General features: G+C 46.3%; 21 protein-coding genes. 1 reads left to right on the top strand and 20 read right to left on the bottom strand.

The window, feature by feature from the left end; translation table 11 throughout:
• Positions 1-80: 80 nt before the first annotated feature.
• The 18 genes from NSS87_RS00860 to NSS87_RS00775 all read right to left on the bottom strand — a co-directional run bounded on the left by NSS87_RS00860 (position 81) and on the right by NSS87_RS00775 (position 20052).
• On the bottom strand, positions 81-1343 hold the full coding sequence (locus NSS87_RS00860) for a DUF438 domain-containing protein (RefSeq protein ID WP_339244251.1): 1263 nt from the start codon (positions 1341-1343) through the stop codon (positions 81-83).
• Between the two features lie 40 nt (positions 1344-1383).
• Complete coding sequence (locus tag NSS87_RS00855; protein ID WP_042184022.1) at positions 1384-1611, bottom strand: DUF1858 domain-containing protein; 228 nt, start codon at positions 1609-1611, stop codon at positions 1384-1386.
• Positions 1612-1812: 201 nt separating this feature from the next.
• Complete coding sequence (locus NSS87_RS00850) at positions 1813-3303, bottom strand: altronate dehydratase family protein (RefSeq protein WP_339248361.1); 1491 nt, start codon at positions 3301-3303, stop codon at positions 1813-1815.
• Between the two features lie 34 nt (positions 3304-3337).
• Entirely contained in the window at positions 3338-4807 is a 1470-nt protein-coding gene (locus NSS87_RS00845) for a tagaturonate reductase (protein ID WP_339244249.1), read from the bottom strand.
• A 162-nt stretch (positions 4808-4969) separates the two neighbouring features.
• Positions 4970-5968 carry a LacI family DNA-binding transcriptional regulator gene (locus NSS87_RS00840; RefSeq protein ID WP_339244247.1) on the bottom strand — a complete coding sequence of 333 codons (999 nt, stop codon included), beginning with the start codon at positions 5966-5968 and terminating at the stop codon, positions 4970-4972.
• Positions 5969-6025: 57 nt separating this feature from the next.
• Complete coding sequence (uxaC, locus tag NSS87_RS00835) at positions 6026-7453, bottom strand: glucuronate isomerase (protein WP_339244246.1); 1428 nt, start codon at positions 7451-7453, stop codon at positions 6026-6028.
• Positions 7454-7759: 306 nt separating this feature from the next.
• On the bottom strand, positions 7760-8713 hold the full coding sequence (trxB, locus tag NSS87_RS00830) for a thioredoxin-disulfide reductase (RefSeq protein WP_149647951.1): 954 nt from the start codon (positions 8711-8713) through the stop codon (positions 7760-7762).
• A 40-nt stretch (positions 8714-8753) separates the two neighbouring features.
• The gene (locus tag NSS87_RS00825; RefSeq protein ID WP_339244243.1) at positions 8754-10490 is read right to left on the bottom strand and encodes a tetratricopeptide repeat protein; all 1737 of its coding nucleotides are present in this window, start codon (positions 10488-10490) and stop codon (positions 8754-8756) included.
• A 234-nt stretch (positions 10491-10724) separates the two neighbouring features.
• Positions 10725-11675, bottom strand: a complete 951-nt coding sequence (locus NSS87_RS00820; RefSeq protein WP_042123288.1) for a ribose-phosphate pyrophosphokinase — start codon at positions 11673-11675, stop codon at positions 10725-10727.
• A 23-nt stretch (positions 11676-11698) separates the two neighbouring features.
• Positions 11699-12526 (bottom strand): histidinol-phosphatase HisJ, encoded by an 828-nt coding sequence (gene hisJ / locus NSS87_RS00815; protein WP_339244241.1) that lies wholly within the window; start codon positions 12524-12526, stop codon positions 11699-11701.
• Positions 12527-12541: 15 nt separating this feature from the next.
• Entirely contained in the window at positions 12542-13258 is a 717-nt protein-coding gene (gene hisIE, locus NSS87_RS00810) for a bifunctional phosphoribosyl-AMP cyclohydrolase/phosphoribosyl-ATP diphosphatase HisIE (RefSeq protein ID WP_339244239.1), read from the bottom strand.
• The gene (hisF, locus tag NSS87_RS00805; protein WP_339244238.1) at positions 13255-14013 is read right to left on the bottom strand and encodes an imidazole glycerol phosphate synthase subunit HisF; all 759 of its coding nucleotides are present in this window, start codon (positions 14011-14013) and stop codon (positions 13255-13257) included. The genes hisIE and hisF overlap by 4 nt, the downstream gene beginning before the upstream one ends.
• Positions 14014-14779: 766 nt before the next feature.
• The gene (gene hisA / locus NSS87_RS00800) at positions 14780-15517 is read right to left on the bottom strand and encodes a 1-(5-phosphoribosyl)-5-[(5-phosphoribosylamino)methylideneamino]imidazole-4-carboxamide isomerase (RefSeq protein WP_076286827.1); all 738 of its coding nucleotides are present in this window, start codon (positions 15515-15517) and stop codon (positions 14780-14782) included.
• Positions 15518-15559: 42 nt separating this feature from the next.
• Entirely contained in the window at positions 15560-16183 is a 624-nt protein-coding gene (gene hisH / locus NSS87_RS00795; RefSeq protein WP_339244237.1) for an imidazole glycerol phosphate synthase subunit HisH, read from the bottom strand.
• Position 16184: 1 nt separating this feature from the next.
• A complete protein-coding gene (hisB, locus tag NSS87_RS00790) occupies positions 16185-16793 on the bottom strand; it encodes an imidazoleglycerol-phosphate dehydratase HisB (protein ID WP_036687073.1) in 609 nt (202 codons plus the stop codon).
• A complete protein-coding gene (hisD, locus tag NSS87_RS00785; RefSeq protein ID WP_339244235.1) occupies positions 16780-18090 on the bottom strand; it encodes a histidinol dehydrogenase in 1311 nt (436 codons plus the stop codon). Before hisD ends, hisB begins: the two co-directional genes overlap by 14 nt.
• 36 nt (positions 18091-18126) lie before the next feature.
• Positions 18127-18765, bottom strand: a complete 639-nt coding sequence (gene hisG / locus NSS87_RS00780) for an ATP phosphoribosyltransferase (RefSeq protein ID WP_042123270.1) — start codon at positions 18763-18765, stop codon at positions 18127-18129.
• A 69-nt stretch (positions 18766-18834) separates the two neighbouring features.
• Positions 18835-20052 carry an ATP phosphoribosyltransferase regulatory subunit gene (locus NSS87_RS00775; RefSeq protein WP_042193089.1) on the bottom strand — a complete coding sequence of 406 codons (1218 nt, stop codon included), beginning with the start codon at positions 20050-20052 and terminating at the stop codon, positions 18835-18837.
• 379 nt (positions 20053-20431) lie between these two features.
• On the opposite strand from NSS87_RS00775, the gene gntK reads away from it, so the two are divergent.
• Complete coding sequence (gntK, locus tag NSS87_RS00770) at positions 20432-21961, top strand: gluconokinase (protein WP_339248359.1); 1530 nt, start codon at positions 20432-20434, stop codon at positions 21959-21961.
• 72 nt (positions 21962-22033) lie between these two features.
• Here the strand turns inward: gntK and NSS87_RS00765 are convergent, their stop codons facing one another.
• Positions 22034-23188, bottom strand: coding sequence for an acyltransferase (locus NSS87_RS00765; RefSeq protein ID WP_339244233.1), 1155 nt, complete (start codon positions 23186-23188; stop codon positions 22034-22036).
• A gap of 42 nt (positions 23189-23230) precedes the next feature.
• Positions 23231-24427: an acyltransferase gene (locus NSS87_RS00760; RefSeq protein ID WP_339244232.1), complete on the bottom strand. Its 1197-nt coding sequence runs from the start codon at positions 24425-24427 to the stop codon at positions 23231-23233.
• Positions 24428-24532: the final 105 nt, after the last annotated feature.

The raw sequence follows: 24532 nt of genomic DNA, 5'->3' as shown, positions 1-24532 counted from the left end.
TTCTAAAAAGACCCCCTTACGACTAAGTAAGAGAGTCTTCTGACTATATTATTATCTGGAAAATAACCTAAATCACCCATTTATTCTGACAAAATACGCTTTTGCCCCTCCAGTGCACGGATAGGTGCGATATTCTGTGTAAACTCCAGCGTACCCATATACCGACCAGTCTCGTCGCGGACAGCGAAATAACGGATATAGATAAATTTATCCTTGATGTTGATCCAGAAGTCCTCAGCATCCTTACGACCTGCCTTAAAATCTTCCAGAAGCTTCTCCACCACATGAACACTTTGAGGCGGATGACAGTTCTGTACCGTGCGGCCGATAACTGCCTTAGTTCGGGCAAAGATACGTTCCTTCCCGTGTGAAAAATATCGAACGACATCATTCTCATCAATGAATGTCAGATCTACTGGCAGGTGATTGAGTACTGTTTCGAGCTGATGCAACGACAACAGCCCTGTCTCAAAACGGATGAACCCTTCTTGCGGAGCGGCTCCCACTGCTTCACCCTGCAATGCTGCACCTTCCGGCTCTGCGGCACGTTCGGGTATCCACTCCTGTTCCGGCGCCGTTAGGCAGAATCCGATCTCATCGCTCTCCCGAGCGATTTTGACCCATTCGTCTTCCGTCAATTTATCCAGCGACATAGGCAATAAAATATTTTCTTCCTTAAAAATCATTTCATTAACTTCCTTGATGATCTCCGTAAGTTGAACACCAATATCTGCTGCATTTCCGCTGTAGCTGCTGAGCGCTGTTTTTGCATCTTTAATCATACGACGGATATGATCATCCACGCCCCACATTACCTTGGTTGGTCCATAAATGCCGTATTTTTCAAGGTAAGGGAACAACAGATTTTCTTTTCGACTATAGTGTTTATCTAGATCCAGCAGTAAGCTAAGATCCTCCAGCAGCTTAAAGATCAGCTCCTCGCTGTCATTCTTCTGGAATTTGGTAGCATGCAAATCTAAACGGAAGTTCACAAGTCTTTCAATCTCACGGTTTTCTAGCTTGAAGGTGTGGACTGGGTGGCCGGGTTGTTCTTCAGGCTTTGAGGAGCGGTGAATTTGCTCAATAGAGCCTTTGAATATTGCTGTATGCACCGAACAAAGCCGCTGTACCTCGGATACTGGAATTCCCTCTTCAGTCATTAACGAATGCTCCATTGCAGAGATTTCCGCAACAGTAACATCACCTACAGCTTCCTCGAAGCGTGCCTTAACCTCTTCAACACTTTTGCCTGCATGCAGTTCTTTAATAATCTCCTTGAGCATGGCTTGGCGACGAGTTTGCTCCGGTACATCAACCTCGCGGTTATTTATCAGTTCACTCATTATTGATCTCTCCTTAATGAAATTTTGATGATAGATTCCTTTATTTCATAATCTCGAAGCCATGTCGTTCAAATGCTAACTTCACGGTGTTGAGATCCATTTTCTTCAGCTTGATTCCTTTGGATAAGGTCATGAAACGGCCAGCGGTCTGCAGCATACCTGGCTTAGCAATGTCCTTAAAGCCCAGCTCTACCATAATCTCAACGACCTCTGGATGCCGGGATACCATCTCGAAGATAGACTCATCCATTCGCAGCATTTTTTCCATTGGACTCTTCTCCTTTATATGAGAACTATTCTCAACAACAGATTAGCATAGGCCGTACAAAGCAATTGTGATTGCAATCACTAAATCAGAAGAAAGCAAGGACCGTTCTTTTAAAGATGGATTATGAATAATGTCAAATTAAAAAAACTGCCCCTAAGCTTAATAGCATAAGGGACAGTCTAATTCGTAATAAATTATTTATTATAGCGTTACTCCTGTTTTAAATATGGATATCTCGCGGAAGTTATTCTTCTCGTTATTTACCCATTCCCCACTAGCTACGCTGATAATGTAGTTAATGAAGTCACGCAGAACCTCATCTGGAGAACCATCTTCAACCAACACACCTGCGTTAAAATCGATCCAGTGACGTTTGCCTTCATACAATGGGGTATTGGTAGACACCTTCATTGTTGGCACGAATGTACCAAAAGGTGTCCCCCGTCCGGTCGTAAAGATCACCAATTGGCAGCCGGCAGCAGCCAGAGCCGACGAAGCCACTAGGTCATTGCCCGGCGCGTTAAGAAGATTTAAGCCCTTGTTAGTGATAAGCTCTCCGTACTTGAGTACATCCATTACCGTGGAATTACCGGATTTTTGAGTGCAACCCAGCGATTTATCCTCAAGCGTAGTAATTCCTCCGGCTTTATTGCCTGGCGAAGGATTTTCATATACCGGCTGTTTATAGTCCATGAAATACTGCTTAAAGTCATTGATGAGATCAACAATTTTGTGGAAAATAGCTTCGTCTGCAGCACGTTCCATCAGAATCTTTTCGGCGCCAAACATTTCAGGTACTTCAGTGAGTACAGTTGTGCCGCCTTGGGCAGCAATATAGTCAGACAGACGTCCAAGAAGGGGATTCGCTGAAATCCCGGACAGGCCATCCGAGCCTCCACACTTCAGACCAATCTTCAGCTCAGAGAGTGCCACTTCTTCCCGATGATCGCCCTGTACGTTATTGTAGAGTTCCTTCAGCAGCTTTACGCCTTCTTCAATCTCGTTTCCAACCTCTTGGGAGACAAGAAAACGCACTCGATCCTCATCGTAACTACCCAGCATGTCTTTAAAAATATGCAAATTGTTATTCTCACAACCTAGTCCGAGCACAAGTACGGCGCCTGCATTTGGATGCTTAACCGCGTTAGCAAGTATTGTACGAGTATTGTCATGATCATCACCCAGCTGGGAGCAACCATAGTTATGCTTAAGTACTAGCACGTTGTCGAACGGCGCAATATCCCCAACCTCTGCCTTAAAAATATTGATGATCTGCTCCGCCACTCCATTCACACAACCAACCGTAGGGACGATCCACAGCTCATTACGAATACCTACAGATCCGTCAAAGCGACGATACCCCTTAAAGGTCAAATTCTCCGTTTTAAAAGGATTGGGGGTCAGCTTCTGCTCAAAAGTATATTCCTCAACCCCTGTTAGGTTTGTCTTCGTATTATGGGTATGCACCCACTGGCCCGGCACGATAGGCGCTTTAGCATGACCGATGGGATAACCATACTTCAATACATTCTCGCCTTCGCTAATACTGGTTAGTGCAATTTTATGACCTCTAGCAATATCTTCCGTAATTTTTATCTCTTTTGAACCAATCACAATGGTGTCGCCTGCTTGATAGTCTTTAAGTGCAACTGCCACGTTATCAGCCTCGTTGATCTGCAGTACCTCTTTCATAGTCTTAATCATGTCGTTATCCACCTCCTGTGTATTAGTTGTGTGCAGGTCTCTTCACGTACGCTTGCAGCGCTTGCTTCATACCTGTTCTCTCAATCGCAATGAGCCCTTCTGTCACCTTGTCAGTAAGACCAGCCACTTCATTCAGGTCACAGCCCCAGCGATTTGTCGCTGCTAATACCTCGACAGCCAGTGCCCGTAACCCAGTGTCTGTGCCATCCCATCCTCCCCACAAGGAGGCGAACCATTCCAAAATATCCGCATCATCGGCCAGCTGAATCTCTTCTTCCCCTCTACGTCCTTTATAGAAGGCAATTAATGCACTCATTGAGAAAACAAGCTTCTCGGGCAATTGTCCTTTGGACTCTACATATTGCAATAAAGAAGGCAGATCTCTTGTCTTAAATTTCGAGATAGAATTAAGGGAGATGCTCATCAAGTAATGCTGCACATAAGGGTTCAGGAACCTTTCCAATACCGCGTCTGCAAAAGAATTCAATTCCTCTACCGGCAGATCCAGCGTCGGAATGATCTCATCGTAGATTAAGGACTTCACGTACGCCCCAACCTCTTCGTGCTCAATGGCCTCGGCAACCGTATCAATGCCGTACAAATACGCTACTGGTGTCAACGCGGTATGAGCTCCGTTTAGAATTCTCACTTTACGCGTCCGGTAAGGGGTCATATCATCTACCACGAGCACATTAAGACCTGCTAGTTCAGCTGGGAACTCCTCTTTAATCCACTGCGGCCCTTCAATTACCCAAAGATGGAACTGCTCACCGACAACGACCAACTTATCCTCATAGCCCAATTCTTCCGTAATCTCAGCGATGGTGTCTCTTGGATATCCAGGAACGATGCGGTCCACCAAACTACAGCAGAAGGTGTTAGCTTCATTCAGCCAGTTTACAAAGCCCTCTCCAAGATTCCATAAATCTGCATATTTCAAAATAACCTTCTTAAGCTCATCCCCATTTCGGTCAATCAGCTCGCACGGAATGATGATAAAACCTTTAGATGCATCACCGTTAAAAAATTCAAAACGCTTATACAATAAGGCCGTCAGTTTACCTGGAAAACTGCTCTGCGGAGCATCGGTTAACTTGTCGCCTGCTTCAAAAGCAATTCCCGCCTCAGTGGTGTTGGACACGATAAAGCGCAGCTCTGGATTTTCGGCAAGCTTCATATACTCCTCATGCTGGGCAAAAGGATTAAGCGTTCGTGTAATACAGTTGATGACCTCATGTTCTTTTACCGCTGCTCCATCTTTGATTCCTTGGAGATAAAGCGTATATAAACCGTTCTGAGCATTTAGCATTTCTGCAAGTCCGTTGCCCAGCGGTTGTACAACCACCACGCCACCATTGAAATCCGTTTTTTGATTCATGGTATGAATCTGCCAATCTACAAAAGCGCGCATGAAATTGCCTTCACCAAATTGCAGAACCTTCTCAGGATATTGCTTGTAGGCTTTCCAACTATCACTATTTAATCTGCTCATATAAACGCCTCCTGATTATTAATGCACACGATAAACTAATTAAACATACTTTATAATACAATATTTATATTATTATTTTATTAATTAATGCACACGTGAAAATTTTAATTCAAAATCCTTTACGAGTGAAAGGATCAAGCTGCTATGTTCAGCTTTTTGCTTCTACAGTTTTCTAACCGATTCTCTCGCAATAAACTCCGTATCAATGGAGGTTAGCCCGTCATTCTCCAAAGGTTCTTTAATTAAGCTTAGCAGCTTGAGGGCTCCATGCTCGCTGATCTTCTCAATAGGACGTTTAACTGTGGTAAGCGAAGGATTCGCAAAGAGCGAAAATCCAATATCATCAAAACCAACAATAGAAACATCGTTTGGCACCTGCTGCCCTCGCTCAAAAACAGCTTTCATAGCCCCGATTGCCATATCGTCATTGGAACAAAATACTGCCGTCGGCGGTTTTTCCAAATCTAGCAGCTTGCCCATCGCCTCATACCCACTTTGCATATCGTAATTACCATTTCTCATATAATCGTTACGAACAGGGATATTATGGTCAATCAAAGCTTTTATAAAACCGTCTCTGCGTTCCTGCGTGGATTTAAAGCCCTCGACGCCTTCAATGATCGCAATGTCTTGATGCCCAGATTCAATCAGGTGTTTGCCTGCATGATAAGCACCTTCCCGGTCATTTGAGATGATGTTGATAATGGAGCGGTCATCAATTTGTCGGTTTAGCACAACGATTGGAATGCCTTGCTGGACCACATGATAAATAAATTTATTATCTGCTTCGCTTTGGCTCATTAGAATGATTCCGTCAAAACGTCTGCGATGAATAGAAGAATACTCTGCATAATCATCGATCCCACGTATAAACAAATTATATTCAACATCTACAACGCTGTTCACACCACGAATCGTATCAGAGAAGAAACTGGACGATGTGCCCTTCGCAATGCTTGTGAAGAACAGGCCAATGGTATACGATCGCTGCATTACAAGGCTTTTAGCATTGTAATTGGGAACGTAACCCACTTGCGCAGCGATCTCGGCGATTTTTTTACGTGTAACTTCTTTAATTAGGGGACTGTTGTTAAGTGCTCTTGATACAGTTGTATGTGAAACATTCGCCAGCTTGGCGATATCCTTGATTGTAGGTGCCATGGGTCAACCTTCCTTATCAAACGGGTTTGTCTCTTCCATGTAAGGATATCATAACGATTACCTAGTCACCAATGCCTGTTTCGAGAAATTGAAATAATGATCAGCGTTATTGTAACAGATATTCTCAATCATACTGCCCAGTAGCTCCATATCATCCGGGGCTTCTCCAGTCTCTACCCAAGAGCCAACAAGATCACATAGGATTCTTCTAAAATACTCATGTCTGGTATACGATAAAAAGCTTCTGGAGTCTGTTAGCATCCCGACAAATTGGCTAAGTACACCGAGATTAGCGAGCGTCTTCATCTGTTCCAGCATGCCATCCTTATTGTCATTGAACCACCATGCCGTTCCGAATTGAATCTTCCCTGGAATTCCGCAGCCTTGGAAGCAGCCCATTAAACCAGCAATGACATGATTATCATTTGGATTCAGTGAGTACAAAATCGTCTTAGGCAGCGCATTCTCACGATCCAGCGCATCTAGCAGACCTGCCAGCGGTTTAGCAATCACGCCATCATTAATCGAATCATAGCCCGTATCAGGGCCGAGTCGTCCGAACATTACGCTGTTATTATTGCGTAGCGCATGGATATGGAATTGCATGGCCCAATCCAGCTCGCTATATAATTTCCCGAGGAACACAAGGGTGAACCCTTTATATTTCTTTTCTTCACCCTCACTTACAACGCCTTCACGAAGAGCTTTGTTGAATATAGCCGTAGCTTCCTCCAAGGTAGCAGGCTCAAACATTACTGCATCCAAAGCATGATCGGATACACGGCCCGCTCTGGCGTGGAAGAATCTCACTCTGCTCTCCAATGCTTCTAGAAACTGACCATAATTCTCAACATCCATTCCTGAGACTTCGCTTAGCTGAGCTACCCAAGGCTTGAAGGTAGGACGATTAATCTCAAGGGCTTTATCTGGACGAAACCCCGGAACTACGCTGGCATCGAATCCACTCAAGCTGCTGATTTTTTCATGATATTCCAGAGAATCTACTGGGTCATCGGTGGTGCATACAACAGTTACTTTCGATTTAACAATTAGGTCTCTTGCTCCATATCCTTCACCTTGCAACTGTCTGTTCACTTCATCCCAAATCTTCGGTGCATTAGCCTCATTTAGCAAATCATATACTCCAAAGAAACGCTGCAACTCAAGATGTGTCCAATGATAGAGCGGATTCCCGATAATCTTAGGAACGGTTCTAGACCATGCTAAGAACTTTTCATAGTCACTAGCATCACCAGTAATGAACTTCTCCTCTATACCATTTGCCCGCATCACTCTCCATTTGTAATGGTCGCCATACAGCCAAGCTTCGGTAATATTGTTGAACGTCTTGTTCTCATAGATTTCTTGAGGACTGAGGTGGCAATGATAGTCGATAATAGGCATATCTTTCGCATGATTATGAAACAGCTTAATGGCGGTCTCGCTCGACAACAGGAAGTTCTCATCCATGAATTTTTTGCTCATGAGGTTTGCTGCTCTCCTTTATAATCATAATGGGAGTTACAATTAGTTTAACGTGAACATTTTTGAATTATGATATTTAAACTTAGTTATTTCTTTAAATTACAATAATTTCATTGCTGAATATGTTAAAATTGTTCACGTTAACATTATCTCTTATTGTAAACGTATTTTTTAAATGCGCAAGCCCTTTTCGAAAGACATTGTTACAGTTATTTTAACAGCACCCAGCTTCCTGCTACAAAAAAGCAGGCGCCCCTTTAAAATAAGGATCACCTGCTTGAATTCATTCCGATTAATTTAGTTATATTAACTACCCAAGTTTTCGCTCCAGTCATGTACCATTGTGCCCTCAAGATATTTCTCAGCGTCCATTGCTGCCATACAGCCGGTGCCCGCTGCGGAGATCGCTTGTCGGTAACGGGTATCCTGTACGTCGCCGCAAGCGAATACACCCGGAATGTTCGTCTCAGTAGTACCTGGATTTACTACAATATAACCATTGGTATCCGTCGTAATCTGACCGCCCAAGAATCCGGTATTCGGCGTATGACCGATAGCGACAAACACTCCGTCCGCTTCGATCAGTTCTTCAAGCCCTGTATCATTGTTGCGAACCGTCAGTCCCTTAACTCCAGACTCGCCGGTTGTTACTTCAAGCGGTGTACGGTTAAGTGCCCACACAACCTTACTGTTATCGCGTGCGCGGTCCTGCATAATCTTTGAAGCTCTGAGCTCATCACGACGATGAACCACGGTTACGCTAGAAGCAAATCTTGTTAAGAAGCTGGCTTCCTCCATCGCAGAGTCACCACCACCGACCACGATAATCTTCTTGTTCCGGAAAAAGAAGCCATCACAAGTAGCGCAAGTGCTGACCCCACGGCCCACATTCTCCTGCTCCCCTGGTATTCCTAAATATCTGGCAGAAGCACCGGTAGAGATAATTACCGACTCTGCCTCTAATACACCCAAACCATCTACTGTCACTTTAAATGGACGCTGTGAAAAATCCACTGAATCCACCCAACCATTCTTGAATTCAGCACCAAAACGTTCAGCCTGCTTCCGCATGTTGTCCATTAAATCCGGGCCGAGAATCCCTTCGGGAAAACCTGGAAAATTCTCCACTTCCGTTGTCGTTGTCAGTTGTCCACCTGGCTGCATCCCTTCAATTACAAGTGGGTTAAGGTTGGCACGTGCCAGATAAATAGCAGCAGTAAGCCCGGCCGGGCCTGTTCCGATTACAATCGTTTTGTACATAACAGTGGCCTCCTCACAATAGGGTTTATGCATCAAGAATTTAGATATTTTCAGTAAACGGGGGAAGACTGTCGCTCACACTTCCCTGAAAACTACATTCATCATCGATACGCCGAGCATAACGGCTGACCATCGACACGGATACGTCATAACGCTGAGCTACCTCGCGGTAGGTGACTGGAAGGTTATGCATTTTTGCGATCAGATATTCTAAGGCAGCACACCAGCCTTCCGTTTGACGGATAAAAGGAACATCTGGATATATGCTACTCACGAATTGCTTCCAAAGTAATTCAGCATCTTTTTTCTGGACGGCATCAAATCTCCGGTCCATCATACTTACCGTCTGGTCGATGACTTTTTGCCAATCTTCTCTCCATTCTGGCAATCCCTTCAGACGCGCATTAGAAGTTTCTTTGGCTTCCTGAAGTACATTTTCCTCCGGAACACTACCAATCAGTCGCTGCAGGCTCAGAAGCGCAGCTTCCTGCAGCTTTTCTTCCTGCAATGGCTGTTGCTTCAGAAGTCCTTGTAGAATCTCGGACATTTCTTCATCTTCAATCCAGCGCAGAGCTTCCGTAACCTGAATCTTCGTATTGGCATCACCGTAGCGAAGTGCCCAGAAGAAGGAAGATCGAAGCAGTGGATTGTTCCGCACCTCTTCAGCAAAGCTGCCTTTGTTGTCTTTCCACAGCTTCAGCTGCTCTTGAAAGGGGAGCTGATAGTTGTAACTGATTGGAGACAACGCCTTGCCTTCCCCCTGTGCTTGCTGCAGTTGGGCCAGAAAAAATCTCGGCACAGCCGATTCCGGATCCAGCTTAGCAGCTTTTTGCCAGCAACGCTGAGCCTCTGCATAGAGACCACTATTACTTGCTGCTGCCGCACAGTAATGGTACAAACTGGCGTCACCGCCGACTTCCTCATCTTTCAGCAGGCGCCGAAAATGACCATAGGCGGTTCTATGCCGTCCCAGAATCCCCATCGTAGTGGCCATCTTGAATAAATGCTCCTGGTGAAAAGGAATAGTCGTCTCTAGCAGACGTAATAATCCAGCCAGTTGCCCGCGGTCACCTTCATACTGCAAAAAGATCGCCAAGTTACAAAGTGCGTGCAAATTCCCAGAGTCCTGTTCAAGCACCCGCATAATGCATTCTTTGGCTTTGGTAAAACGACCCATATAGAAATACGCAAGGGCTAGGTTGTTATGCGCCGCCAAGAAGTCTGGCGTATTGCTCACAATCTCTTCAAGCAAAGTTACGGCTTGTGTAAACTTGCCTTCCTCCAACAGCGCTCGGGCCCGCTCATGCTCTATTACCCCTTCCCGGCTTCTAATCCGGATAAGTGGTGCAGGACGATCGAGCTCATATTGCAGAAGTTCCATCAACTCTTCCGATTCGGCTAGAAATTCACCGTTCACATCTTCTTCGAGATAAGTAACGAGTGAGCGTTCTGCCTCCTCATAGCTTTCCATATTGGCGAAGTTGTTAGCCATATAGAAATAACATTCCGTCATTCCAGGATCAATATTCTCCAGCACATGGGTCAAAATGTCGTTAGACGCCTCATAATTACCCATCTCTGATAATACACCTGCTACGTTACAATGATTTACCGGGTTCTCCGGTTCGTACTCTACAGCTTTGCGAAAATTCTTTAATGCCTTATCATATTGAAAGCGATCCAAGGACCGAACGGCTCTTTCAAAGAAAAAATTGGCATTCAGAGTGACAGGAATAACATTACCATTCTCCTCATACTCTGAAGTTCTCTCCATCATGGAAGCAAGGCACCCCCTTATAAGAAGCTTCCTTTTATACTAACGAAAAAATAGGAGGACGGCGCCCAATGGGGTATACCGGAGCTCCAAACTTAATCGCTATTCCGTTCCCTTTATGGGTGCGGCTATCTTCACACAGTATACCACATGTGACCGCGAGATTCTCAAGTTGAGAAAGACTCTACCACTCCACAAACAGCAACTTTTTCACATAAAAATAAAAAAGACGGGGAATTAAATTCCCGCGTCTCTGAAAAGCTTATCGATCGAACCGCCCTCAAGAATAATACGTGTAGCTTGTGCAAGCATCGGTGCCACCGATAAGACCGTAAACCGACTTGAATGATCATCTGGCAGTGCAATAGAGTCCGTAATGACCACTTCCTGAACAGAGGGATGGTCAAGCCGCTGCAGCGCAGGTCCTGAGAACAATCCATGCGTTGCACAGACGATACTGTCCTTCGCACCTCTCTCTTTCAGACCCTCAACCACATTCACGATGGTAGTCCCTGTATCAATAAGGTCCTCGATAATGATCGGTGTACGTCCCTCGACATCACCAATGACATGAGTGATTACAGATTCATTATGGGCTGGACGCTTCTTGATCATAATGGCAAAAGGTGAATCCAGCTTATTTGCGAGCTTCTCAGCCATAGATGCACGTCCCGCATCCGGAGAAACAATGACCAAATCAGACATAGCCTTGGCCTTCAAATGGCTGCTGATCAAATCGAGAGCAGTCAAATGATCGACCGGAATGTTGAAAAAGCCTTGAATTGCCGCTGCATGCAAATCAATAGTAATTACACGGGTTGCGCCCGCGGTCGTAAGTACATCAGCTACCATCTTAGCCGAGATCGGTTCACGAGGTGCAGACTTACGTTCCTGTCGAGCGTATCCATAATACGGCACAATAATGTTAACTGTACGTGCTGATGCCCGTTTAGCAGCATCTATCATCACGAGCAGTTCCACGAACATCTCATTAATGGGATGGGATAGGGATTGCACCAAAAATACGTCGCAGTTCCGGATGCTCTCTTCGTAATGCACGTAAATCTCGCCGCTCATGAAACGGGTCAGCTTAATCTGCCCCAATTCAACACCAAGTCGCTCTGCAATATCTGCCGCCAGCTTTGGATTCGACGAACCGGAAAAAATACGTAATTGTTGATGATGCATAATACCCTCCTGCGGATTATAAATTATAGTTTGAACGGAACAGTGGTACGACGGCGTCCCTCAAATACAGCCAGCTCACGGAAGCCTGTGTGCCAAAGCATGCTACGTGCCTCTTGCAGGCCGTCGCCAAGCTTGGCAGGGTCATGTGCATCCGAGCCGAGCGTAAGCGGTATACCGAGCTTAAAAGCTTCCTGTAGCAGATGTTCCGCCGGGAACATCTCAGCACATGGCTTGGTAAGTCCTGAAGCATTCAGCTCCATGGCGATTCCGCTATCCGCTATAACCTTTAAGGTTTCCAGCTCCAGCGTTCTCACCTCTGCTTTACCTTCTGGTGTCTGAGGACCATAGCCGAACCGTTTAATAACATCCATATGTCCTATAATATCATATAATCCTGATAACGCCGACTTCTTTACAGCATCATAATAAAGGCGATATACCTCTAGTTCATCCTTGCCTTCCCAGCCATCAACCTGTCGATAATCTGTGATATCCCACTCCCCGAGAAAATGCACAGAGCCTATCAGATAATCCCATGGGTAAGTAGTTAAAATCTCACTAATTTGATCCTCGTAGCCTTCAATATAATCTGCTTCCAGCCCTACCCGCAGGTCTATGACTCCGCGATAGCGTTCCTTCAGCTTCAGGCATTCCTCCACATAACGAGGCAGTTCAGCCATTGGCATGGCCATTTCAGGGTAATAGCTAGCGGGATCAACATGGATGAGCGGCAAGTGGTCGGATAACCCTAGCTGCTGAAGACCAAGCTGTATCCCACGCTGCACATACTCCTCAAGTTTGCCCACGGCATGACCGCAGCGCTCATGATGCGTGTGGTAATCGATATGCATCCGTCAGTTCCCTCCCTAGTACTGGTCCCGGCGTGGGCGCTCGTGGCGGGTACTCAACTCTTCCATGATTTCATCCAGCGGAAGCTTGCGCTCTTGTAGCAGTACTAGTAAGTGGTAGATCAGATCACTAACTTCAAGACGCAGCTCGGCATTATCTTTATTTTTGGCGGCAATAATCGTTTCAGAGGCTTCTTCGCCTACCTTCTTAAGGATCTTATCGACACCTTTATCGAACAAATAAGTTGTATACGCGCCTTCCGGACGCTCTACTTCCCGCTCAGCAATCACGCGTTCCAGCTCACCAAGAACAGCAAAACGCTCACCATCCGTAAGGCTAGTAGCTACCGATTTCTGAGCTTCCTCGGCTTGGTTATTCAAAGGAATGTCACGGAAAAAGCATGATGTAGCTCCAGTATGGCAAGCTGGTCCTTCAGGGACAACCTTCACGAGCAGTGTATCACTATCGCAATCATAGGATATGGAAGTAATCGCTTGTGTATTGCCTGAGGTTCCACCTTTGTGCCAAAGCTCGCTGCGTGAGCGGCTCCAGAACCAGGTCTGGCCACTTTCCAACGAGAGCTGCAACGATTCCGAATTCATATAAGCAACCATCAAAACTTCTAGTGTGTTAGCATCCTGCACAACGGTAGGCACCAACCCCGCTTCATTCCAGCGAATGCCAGCCAGCGCTTCTTTTTGGCTAATGGATGTTTTCTTTTCTGTTTCGCTCATCTGATCTCTACCCCTTTTTGCTTCAAGTCAGCCTTTAAGTCGTTAATGGCAATCTCTTTATAGTGAAAAATGGTCGCCGCCAGTCCCGCATCGGCTTTCCCTTCCGTAAATACATCGTAAAAATGCTCCTTCTTCCCAGCGCCGCCAGAAGCAATCACAGGAATACTAAGTAAATTGCTTACTGCTGAGGTCAGCTTCAGGTCGAAGCCATCTTTCGTCCCATCTGCATCCATACTTGTGAGCAAAATCTCGCCTGCACCCAGCTTTTCAGCTTCCTTGGCCCAGGTCAGAGCACGGATACCAGTGGGCTTGCGACCACCATGCGTATACACTTCCCATTCACCAAATGCCTCGTTATATTTAGCATCTATTGCTACCACAATACATTGAGAGCCAAAACGGCGTGCACCTTCCAAAATTAACTGTGGATTAGTGATAGCAGCCGTATTAATGCCGATTTTGTCTGCACCTGCACGAAGAATCCGCTTCATATCATCAGGTGTAGAGATCCCGCCACCCACTGTAAAAGGAATGGCGATTTCACCTGCGGTCTGCCGCACAACCTCAATCATGGTCGCCCGGCCTTCTACGGAAGCCGATATATCGAGAAACACAAGCTCATCTGCACCCTCACGGTCATACAGCGCCGCCAGCTCTACCGGATCTCCGGCATCACGCAGATTCACAAAGTTAACGCCTTTGACTACCCGTCCGTCCTTAACGTCAAGACAGGGGATGATACGTTTTGCTAACATTATTAATCCCCCTTTCCATGTGTTTCCCTAAAACATTTTGATCCCCCTAAATCCCGCTCCACTCACTCTATAATCACTATGTTCCCACGATTCTTGCTCTAGCAGGACGACGGGCTCGCGACAACCGCAAGACCACATTCATATAGGCGGCCTGTGGGCTTGCGCTCATGATATAATCGGTTCATTTAATTGCACAATGTGCAGTTATTTCACCGTCCATCCAGCAAACTAGGCATTTAACTGCATTTCGTACAATTAAATCTGGGAATGAACTTAAATATAAGCTCAACTCTCATTTATAGCTGCACGAAATACAATTAAATTAGCAAACACGCTCATAATTGGAATAATAGTTGTATGAAGTACACTTATATCATCTATCAGAGGAATAATGTCAAACCCGGCGCCTAATTAACTTATTGCAGCAGATTCCAAATCAGGCTTTAGCTGAAACCACCTTAGTCGCTCAATAGTTTAGTGAATTATTAACCTAGTTCAACGTTCTATTGCATTCTGTACAATAGAATCGACCTCAAACAATCTAATTGTGACGTCTGTTGCATTTCGTGCAATAGATTCCTGAGAAATCCACAAAAATAAGAGCTTTGAACTGTTTGGATTGTACAAAGTGCAGTCAGATAAGCATTCAGCTTCTTTAAGCAGCTTTCTATTGCACAAAATGCAACCAGCACCCCTAAATGAGACTTTTCACAGAGTAAGAACGAGTTAATTAGTCAGGTTCGTCAACAAACGCACATACTCAGCACTACTTCTGCCCGAGCGCCTGCAAAGCTTTGGAAAGATCAATATTGCCCGTGTACAACGCCTTGCCAACAATAGCTCCGCCCACACCGCTGCCGCTGTGTACGTTCAGACGTAACAGATCATCAAGACTGGTGACTCCGCCGGAGGCGATCACCGTTTTACCGCTGACCTTTGCCATGGACACAATGCCCTCCACGTTCGGACCCTGCATCATCCCGTCGCGGGAGATGTCGGTGTAAATGAACGTCTCGGCTCCTTTTGCAGCCAATTCCTTAGCCAGATCCTCAGCACGTACTTCAGAGGTGTTCAACCAGCCATGTGTCGCAACATAACCGTTGCGCGCATCAATGCCGATAGCTACTTTATCACCGTATTTAGCCAAAACCGCTTCGGTAAAAGCATGATCGTTAATCGCAGCAGTTCCGATAATAACCCGACTAACGCCAAGCCCAAGCAATTTTTCCACGTCCGCAAGATTACGAAGGCCACCGCCCACCTGAACAGGCACATTAGCATTAGCAGCAATAGCGCCGATAATCGCATCATTCACAGGATGACCTGCTTTCGCGCCATCTAAGTCCACCAAATGAATGAACTTTCCGCCTTGCTCTTCCCATGATTTTGCCACCTCCAGTGGGCTATCATTGTATATCGTTTCCTGACTGTAATCCCCTTGTTGCAGCCTGACACATTTTCCATCCCGGATATCAATCGCCGGATATACAATAAAAGAAGACATTTGGCGCTCCCCACTTTCGTTACATTATATTTATAGCGCGGCTTATGCCCGCTCTCCCTTTAATTTCAAAAAATTTCCCAGCAGCTTGATTCCCAGCTCCCCGCTTTTTTCAGGATGGAACTGCATGCCGAACACATTATCTCGCCCCACAATAGCTGTGACTGGGTAACCATAATCGCTGACAGCCAGCAGATCACTCTCATTCGCTACAAGCGCATGATAAGAGTGCACAAAGTACACATGACCCTCATCAAGATCTGCAAAAAGCGGACTTTGCGGCTGCCTAAAGCTCAGCTTGTTCCAACCCATATGCGGCACCTTATAGCCATCTCTAGGAGCGAAACGCACCACCGAGCCTGAGAGAATATCAAGTCCCTCATGGCTGCCATGCTCTTCACTGCTGCTAAACAGTAGTTGCATACCAAGACAGATTCCTAGCAGCGGCTGGGTTCCGGCAGCTACCTGTTTGACCACACGATCCAAACCACTTTCCCGCAGCTGCTCCATCGCATCGCCAAATGCACCGACACCAGGCAGAATGACACTATCAGCAGCGAGAATTTGCTCGGCTTCCCCCGTCACTACACACTCATAACCGAGACGTTCTACCGCCTTGCTCACACTGTGCAGGTTGCCCATGCCATAATCGACGATTGCAACAGTCATGCTACAGCACTCCCTTCGTAGAAGGCACACCCTTCACGCGTGGATCAATCAGTGTCGCTTCATCGAGTGCCCGTCCGAGCGCCTTGAATACAGCCTCAATCATGTGATGTGTGTTAGAACCGTAGTGTACGATCACATGTAGCGTAATCCGAGCTTCCAGCGCGAACTTCCATAAGAATTCCTGAACAAGCTCCGTCGAAAAGCTGCCCACCTGCTGTGAAGGATACGTTGCGCGATATTCAAAGTGTGGGCGATTGCTGATATCGATCACAACCTGCGCCAACGCCTCATCCATCGGTACAAAAACACTCGCATAACGTTTGATTCCCTTTTTATCACCAAGTGCTTCGTGCAGCGCTTGACCTAGGCAGATCCCGATGTCTTCAACCGTGTGGTGATCATCAATTTCGATATCTCCCCGCGCCTGTACTGACAGGTCAAACTGGCCGTGCTTCGTAAATAGGTCCAGCATATGATTCAGAAAAGGAACATCCGTCTCCAGCTCGGAAACTCCACTTCCATCTACGTTAAGAGACAGCTTGATATCCGTCTCGTTTGTTTTACGGCTTAATCCTGCTTGGCGCAAGGCCTGTTCATTATTGTTCTCCATATCCGTCTCCACCTTTTCCTTCGTTCTTGAGTCGAATCTCAATGGCTCGTGCGTGGCCTTCTAGCCCTTCGCGACGCGCTAGCTCTATAATGGTCTTCCCATCCCGCAGGAGGGCTTCTTTACTGTAATAGATCAAACTTGATTTCTTTATAAAATCATCCACATCCACTGGCGACGAGAAGCGTGCCGTACCATTGGTCGGGATAATATGATTCGGTCCGGCAAAATAGTCGCCCACAGGCTCCGAGCTATACGCTCCCAGGAAGATCGCCCCAGCATTCTCGATGCTGCCCACAAGGCCCATTGGATCCTCGACAACAATCTCTAGATGCTCTGGTGCCAACCGATTCACTACGGAGATTCCCTCCTCCATAGATTCCACAACAATGATCGCCCCGTAATTTTCTACGGATGAACGGGCGATCGCCTGTCGCGGCAGCTCCTGTAGCTGACGCTCCACTTCAGCAGCCACGCTTTCCGCCAAGCTCTGCGATGGCGTGACTAGAATCGCCGAGGCCATCTCGTCATGCTCGGCCTGCGAGAGCAGATCCGCTGCGACATAGGCCGGCTCAGCGGTCTCATCTGCGAGCACGACAATCTCGCTTGGTCCCGCGATACTGTCGATGTCCACGGCGCCATATACCTCGCGTTTTGCTAGCGCGACGTATATGTTGCCGGGCCCACATATCTTATCTACCGGCGCTATGCTCTCCGTCCCAAAAGCCAAAGCAGCTACCGCCTGCGCTCCGCCCACACGGTAGATTTCATTCACCCCTGCTTCTGCAGCAGCAACCAGGATGTAAGGATCAATCCCTTCTTTGCCGCCGGTGGATGGCGGGGTTACCATAACGATCTCCGGCACGCCTGCGATCTGTGCAGGGATCACGTTCATCAGCACCGAGGAAGGATAAGCTGCCTTACCACCAGGAACATATACCCCTACCCGCTTCAGCGGACGAATAATCTGTCCCAGAATAGTGCCATCGGGCTGCAAATCCATCCACGAATTCCGTTTCTGTCTAGCATGAAAAGCCCGGATATTGGCTGCGGCTGCTTGAATAGCGGATACGAAAGATTCCTCTACTCGACCATACGCCGCCTGAAGCTCTTCCGGCGTTACCCTCAGCTGATTCGGCGTAAGCGTGACCCGATCAAATTGCGCCGTGTAGCGAAGAAGTGCCGTGTCTCCTTCTTTTTTAATCGCGGTCACAATTTCCTTTACCGCCTGATTTTGTTCTGGCGTTCCATACTCGACTTCTCGCTCTAGCTTAAAATCCTTGCTCGATACAACCTTCATCGCCGGTTCCTCCCTTTACCCCTTAACATCTGTCACCTACCGCAAATTTGGTTCCCCTATAACCGCCTGTAGTCGGTCACACAGCTGCTGTATCTCTTCATTTTTCATCCGATAGCTCACACGATTGGCCACAAGACGGCTCGTAATTTCGAATATGCTCTTCATTTCAATTAATCCGTTATCCCGCAGCGTTTGGCCCGTCTCTACCATATCCACGATACGATCAGCGAGACCAATCAGCGGCGCAAGCTCAATTGAACCATTCAGCTTCACGACTTCAACCTGCTGTCCCTGCTCCCGAAAATATTTTGAAGCCACATTCGGATATTTCGTCGCTACACGCTGCTGAATCCCCGGCTGCCAGTTCGGTAATCCAATGATCGACATCCGGCATCGAGCGATGCCAAGATCAAGCAGCTCATATACATCACGATCTTCCTCCAGCAATACGTCCTTGCCCACGATTCCAATGTCGGCCACACCATATTCTACATATGTAGGTACATCTACTGGTTTAGCTAATATAAATTCCATGCCTGCCTCAGGCAGCGGAATAACAAGCTTGCGGGATGCCTCACCATCCGGTGGAATCGGGAGACCTGCCTGGCGGAACAGCTCAGCAGCCTTTTCATAAATCCGACCTTTTGGCATAGCGACCTTCAAAATCTGTGCCATCGTTAAGTTGCCTCCTTTTCCATTTCCATACAAAATTTATCTTAACTGCTCATTCTTGCTAGCAATATCTCAGCCATGCTCACTTACAAAAGATACAAAGGTATAGATTTCGCCGTACCGCATACCATCTGCTTCGATCGTATCCGTATCTAGACGCTTCACCGTTTCAAGCTCTTCTGGACCTGCTGCTAGTCTAGTCACTACTGCGTGCCCTTCCGACCGTAAGCGTGTTGCCTCTTCCAGACCTTCTTTTCTGCGAGTAGCATCATATTGGATCAAGATAGGCAGCTCTTCCTCTTCGCTCGATCCAGCCACACCATCGAGAATACGATTCGTTTTTAAAGAAAAACCTGTAGAAGGGATCGGACGTCCAAACTGCTGAAGGAGATTATCATATCTGCCTCCACTACATACCGGAAACCCTAATTCCGCTGCATAGCCTTCGAAAGTCATCCCTGTATAATAAGAGAAGTCCCCGATCATCGTCAGATCGATCAGCACATGCTGTGATACGCCGTAAGAGACCAGTACCTCCCACACCTTGCATAAATGATCTATCGAATGACGGGCAAGCGGATGATCGCTAAGCTCCAGCGCCTGTCCACAAATCTCCTTGCCTCCACGCAAACGTAACAGTCCATCCAGTTCATTCTTCTGAGCTTCCGTCAGATCCAGTCGGCGTAAAGTCTCCCGAAAAGAGACGTAGTCACGGCCCAACAAATGACTTTTGAGCTCCTCCTGAGCCTCCGGCAATTGTGGAAGTGCCTCTTGAAATAAACCATTCAGAAAGCCTACATGCCCCATAGCGATTTTAAAAGATTTCACACCCGCAGCCTGTAAAGATGAAATTGCGAGCGCCACTACTTCAGCATCAGCCTCAGGTGAATCGTCACCTACCAGCTCGACCCCTGTCTGGAAAAACTCCGCTTCCCGCCCTGCTTCTTCCTCAATGGCACGGAAAACATTAGCGTGATAGGACAACCGCAATGGTAATGGCTCATCCTTTAATAAAGATGCCACAACACGGGCAACCGGAGCTGTCATTTCAGAACGAAGCACTAGCGCCTGACCACGATTGTTGAGCAATTTATAAAGCTTTTGGTCGGACGTAGAGCTAGCTACGCCAACTGTATCGTAATATTCTAGCGTCGGAGTCATCATTTGCTGATAACCCCAGCGACTCATGCAATGCAGTACATCATTCTCAATTTTGCGTAATTTCGTTACGGCCCGGGGCAGATAGTCCCGAACGCCAGACGGCTTCTCAAATCCCTTTGGTTTGGACATCTTCATTGTTCACCTCGTCAGTTATCATTAGATACTGTTTATATTTACTTTACTATGGTAAAGTGGTAGCAAATTAAAGTATTTTCAATATCGTATCATGGTCACTGCTTTTTCGTCAATCTAACGGGGTAAAGCTATGACTTCAATTCTAATGCTTGTATGCTTAAAGCTTGTCTACCTAGGTTGAATTGTTCACAAAGAAAATCTAAATCAAACACTTATGTACTTCGAACCAATACTTGGGAATCCCTTTATTTTGCCTCCACGTTTATCCAATACTATAATGAGCTAATATGATTGTACTTCATAATTCTGTAATTAGTGTTCTAAAAATCTACTTACAACTAGAAAGAAGGGCTAATGCGTGACTAAATCCTATATGATTGGCGTTGATATTGGAACTACAAGTACCAAAGCAGTTCTCTTCGAGGAAAAAGGAGCCATAGCTGCACAAGCTAATGTAGGATATCCCTTACATCAGCCCTCACCCTCAATAGCGGAGCAGGACCCAGAACAAATCCTGAGTGCAGTCTTCCATACTATCTCTGAAGTTATGCGGCAAAGCGGTGTATCTGCGGATGCAATCCTTTTCGTCTCCTTCAGTTCTGCCATGCACAGTGTCATTGCAGTTGATAAACTGGGTAAGGCCCTAACTGCCTGCATCACATGGGCTGATAATCGCAGTGCCGGATGCGCACTTCGTTTGAAGGATGAGCTAAACGGCCATGAATTGTATCTACGCACAGGTACACCTATACACCCAATGTCTCCGATCACCAAGCTAATGTGGCTTCGAGAAGAACATCCAGAAGTGTTCCAACAAACCTATAAATTCATTTCCATAAAAGAATACATATTCGCAAGACTGTTTGGCGAATACATCATCGATCATTCCATTGCCTCTTCCACAGGCATGCTCAATCTGGAGAATCTAGAATGGGATAAAGAAGCTTTGGAGATTGCCCACATTACAACAGATCAACTCTCGCGGCTTGTTCCCACCACGCAGATTATGCAAGGGCTGCTCCCTGGTCTGGCAGAGGAGCTTTTGCTGCTCCCTACAACTCCATTTGTTGTTGGCGCCAGTGATGGCGTCCTGTCCAACCTCGGCGTAGGCGCAATTGAGCCCGGTGTAGTGGCCGCTACGATTGGTACGAGTGGAGCAATTCGTACCGTAGTCGATCACCCGCTCACCGATCCCAAAGGACGGACCTTCTGTTATAACTTAACCCCAAAACATTGGGTGATCGGAGGCCCCGTCAATAATGGTGGCATGCTGTTCCGCTGGGTACGTGACGAGTTCGCGGCCTCTGAAGTTGAAACCGCCAAACGACTAGGCATTGATCCTTACGAGGTTCTGACTCGCATTGCAGAGCAAGTTCCTGCGGGAAGCGGTGGACTTTTATTCCATCCTTACTTGACTGGAGAACGAGCACCGCTGTGGAATCCGGATGCTCGGGGCTCCTTCTTTGGCCTTACTATGAACCACCATAAGGAGCATATGATTCGGTCAGTACTAGAGGGCGTAATCTTCAATATGTATATGGTTCTCCTTGCTATGGAAGAGCAAATCGGACGCCCAAGCAGAATCCTTGCCACAGGCGGTTTCGCCCGCTCCTCAGTGTGGCGGCAGATGATGGCTGATATCTTTGATCAGGAGGTTGTCATTCCGGAGAGTATCGAGAGCTCCTGCCTCGGTGCGGTTGTACTTGGCCTTTATGCTACGGGTCGTGTAGATTCATTTGATGTGGTGTTTGACATGATTGGTTCAACCTATAAACATGATCCATTGGATGAACATACCAAAATATACAAGCAGCTGCTGCCGATCTATATTTCTGTCTACCGTAGTCTCGAAAGCCAGTATCAAGCCATTGCAGAATTTCAGCGAGAACAAGCTGGAGAATAAGGCAAAAATAAAAAGCGTCGGCCTGCCCACATATGTGGGAAAACCGACGCTTTTATATTTCCTTGCAATAGACTATGCACTTTTAGATTCTGCTTTTGCTTTCTGTGGACCCGAGCCGAAGATGATCCAAGCCGATTTAATATATCGGAAGGCAAAGGCCACTACCACCCATGAACCTAACAACGCAAAGAGCCAACCCCCAGCAATCGCTGCGGTATATGCAAGAGAACCCCCGTGAAACGGTAATTTTCTATAGAAAAATAGCAGTAACGGATGCAGTAAATAGATACCGAAAGAGCAAGCTCCGGCAGATAACAACAGTCTTGTGAGCAAGCTTCGGCCCGCTCCGTACAATAAGAAGGAGACTTGTAGCAACACCACACAAGAGAGTAGCGCATGAAGGTTAGAGAATCCTTCATACCATAAACTATTGATGACTGTTTTCTTCGTATAGTTGTTAAACCATAGCTCAACATGAACAACCCCAGCTACGATCCACAACAACCACAACGTAATCCATACCGGACCTTTACCGGCGCGCCAGCCTTCACGTGAAGGTACCAGCCATTTTTTCAAAGAAGGATAATATACTGCAATCCCAGCACCCAGCAAGAAATACGAGAAATAAGTGATTGCCAGACTGCCCTTGGACAACTGCCAATACCCGTTATTAGTCATGTATTTATTCAGCAGCACAAAACCCCATTGTAGAATCAATCCGATTAGCGGTGCCCAAGCCGCCAGACGACGAACCTTTTGCAGACACCACAGAATGAGTGGAAACAATACATAGAACTGAATAATGATAATAATATAATACAAATGCGTGTATGCTGTTCCTGTCCACAAATACTTCCAAAGCTTAGAAGCCATCTCCCCTGGAGGTAAACTCCATGTATGTCCCGCCGTCATTTTTAATGCAAAATACAACAGTGAAAATAGTACATAAGGCACGATAATATAAAGCAGCCTTCTACTGTAGAACTTCCCCAGCGTCTTTCCGCCCAGAGGACGATCAATATAGTTATAGAACAGCACGAACCCACTCAAAAATATGAATGAAGGTACAGCGAACTGGCTGAATTTATTAATAAATAAGAACGGATGAAACATGTTTGTACCTAGTGTCTCCGCCAACGTTCGCGAAGTAGCATGAATAGCTAGCACTGCAAAAATAGCAATCGCTCGAAAAATATCCAGCTGCGGAATTCTTTCTTTTTGTCTCATTATCTTTCCTCCTGTTAAGCTCCGCATCAAAATGATGCCTAATCAAGTATTAACCTTCCTCATCTCCTCCGAGACATGTCCTGACTTTACCTTGGAACTAGACTCTAGAGACCGAGGAACACTTCCCAAGAAGATCCATGACTTAGGAATTCGGCGAAAAGCAAACTGCACCATGAACCAGCTTCCTCCCAGTGCAACTACAAGTCCTCCATAGATGAAGAAAACATAAGTTAGCGATTCGAGGGGAATATGATATCGGAACCTGCGATATATCGCCAGCAATAGCGGATGAATCAAATAAATTGCAAATGACAACTCACCTAAACGAGTCAAGAAAGCAACGATCACACGAGGGGCCTTTCGATAAAGCAAAAATGTAGCGTACAACAGAACCAATGCCGATAACATCGTATGAACATTCCATAACAGCTCGTACCACAGCGAATCCGTCCACACCCCAAAATGGCGGGCTACATACCATAGCTGCACATGGATAAAGGCTGCAATTAACCACAAGCTCACTAATAAGACAGTCCATCTCTTTTGCTTGGCAGCCAGCTCACTCCATGGCTTTATCAGCCACAGCTTCACCTTCTCAAAGTGAATGGCGAGATAAGCACCCATCATATAATAGGCCAGGTAGGAGATCGCCAAGCTCCCTTTTTCAACAATGTGCAGTTCGTACTTATTCCAAAAAATAAAACCCCACTGAAGCGCCAAACCCACCGGTATCGCCCATTTCATTAAGAAGCGGGAACTCTGCAGTAGCTTAAGCAGCACTGGAAAAAGCAAATAAAACTGAATGCTAATAAAGACAAAATACAAATGCGCATATGCGGAACCCGAGAATAACGCTCTAGAAAAGCTTAACAAGTTATCTCCAAGGCTCTGCATCAATCGTCCGTTCACATATAGAGTTAGTGCATAATAGCCCATAGAAGCTAGCAAATAAGGCAGTAAGATATACTTTAATCGCCGACGGTAGAAATTAATGATCAAGCTACGTGTCACAGGACGACCATAATAATTATAAAACAATACGAAGCTGCTAAGGAAAATAAATGAGGGCGTACCGAATTTAAAGAAAATGTTAATCCAGTTCAGCCAGTAATAATAAGGTGAATGCAGTGCCTGCTCTCCAGCAGCAAAAGATGAGGCATGCACATGCAGCACACCTAATATAGCTAGAGCTCTGAAAATATCCAGCTGGGGCAGCCTTTCCTGTCTCACAGTATTCATATTAAATTCCTCTTCTCTACTATGATGGTTGTTCATAGAGACGCTAAGCGGAATGTGGAAACTGAACATACCAGGAAGTCTGCACTTGCTGAATTTACATTCTGA

It is taken from the genome of Paenibacillus sp. FSL F4-0243, assembly GCF_037963295.1.
Classification (GTDB): Bacteria; Bacillota; Bacilli; order Paenibacillales; family Paenibacillaceae; genus Paenibacillus_AQ.
The sequence above is the reverse complement of the archived record's forward strand: the minus strand, read 5'-3'. Positions and strand labels throughout refer to the sequence as shown.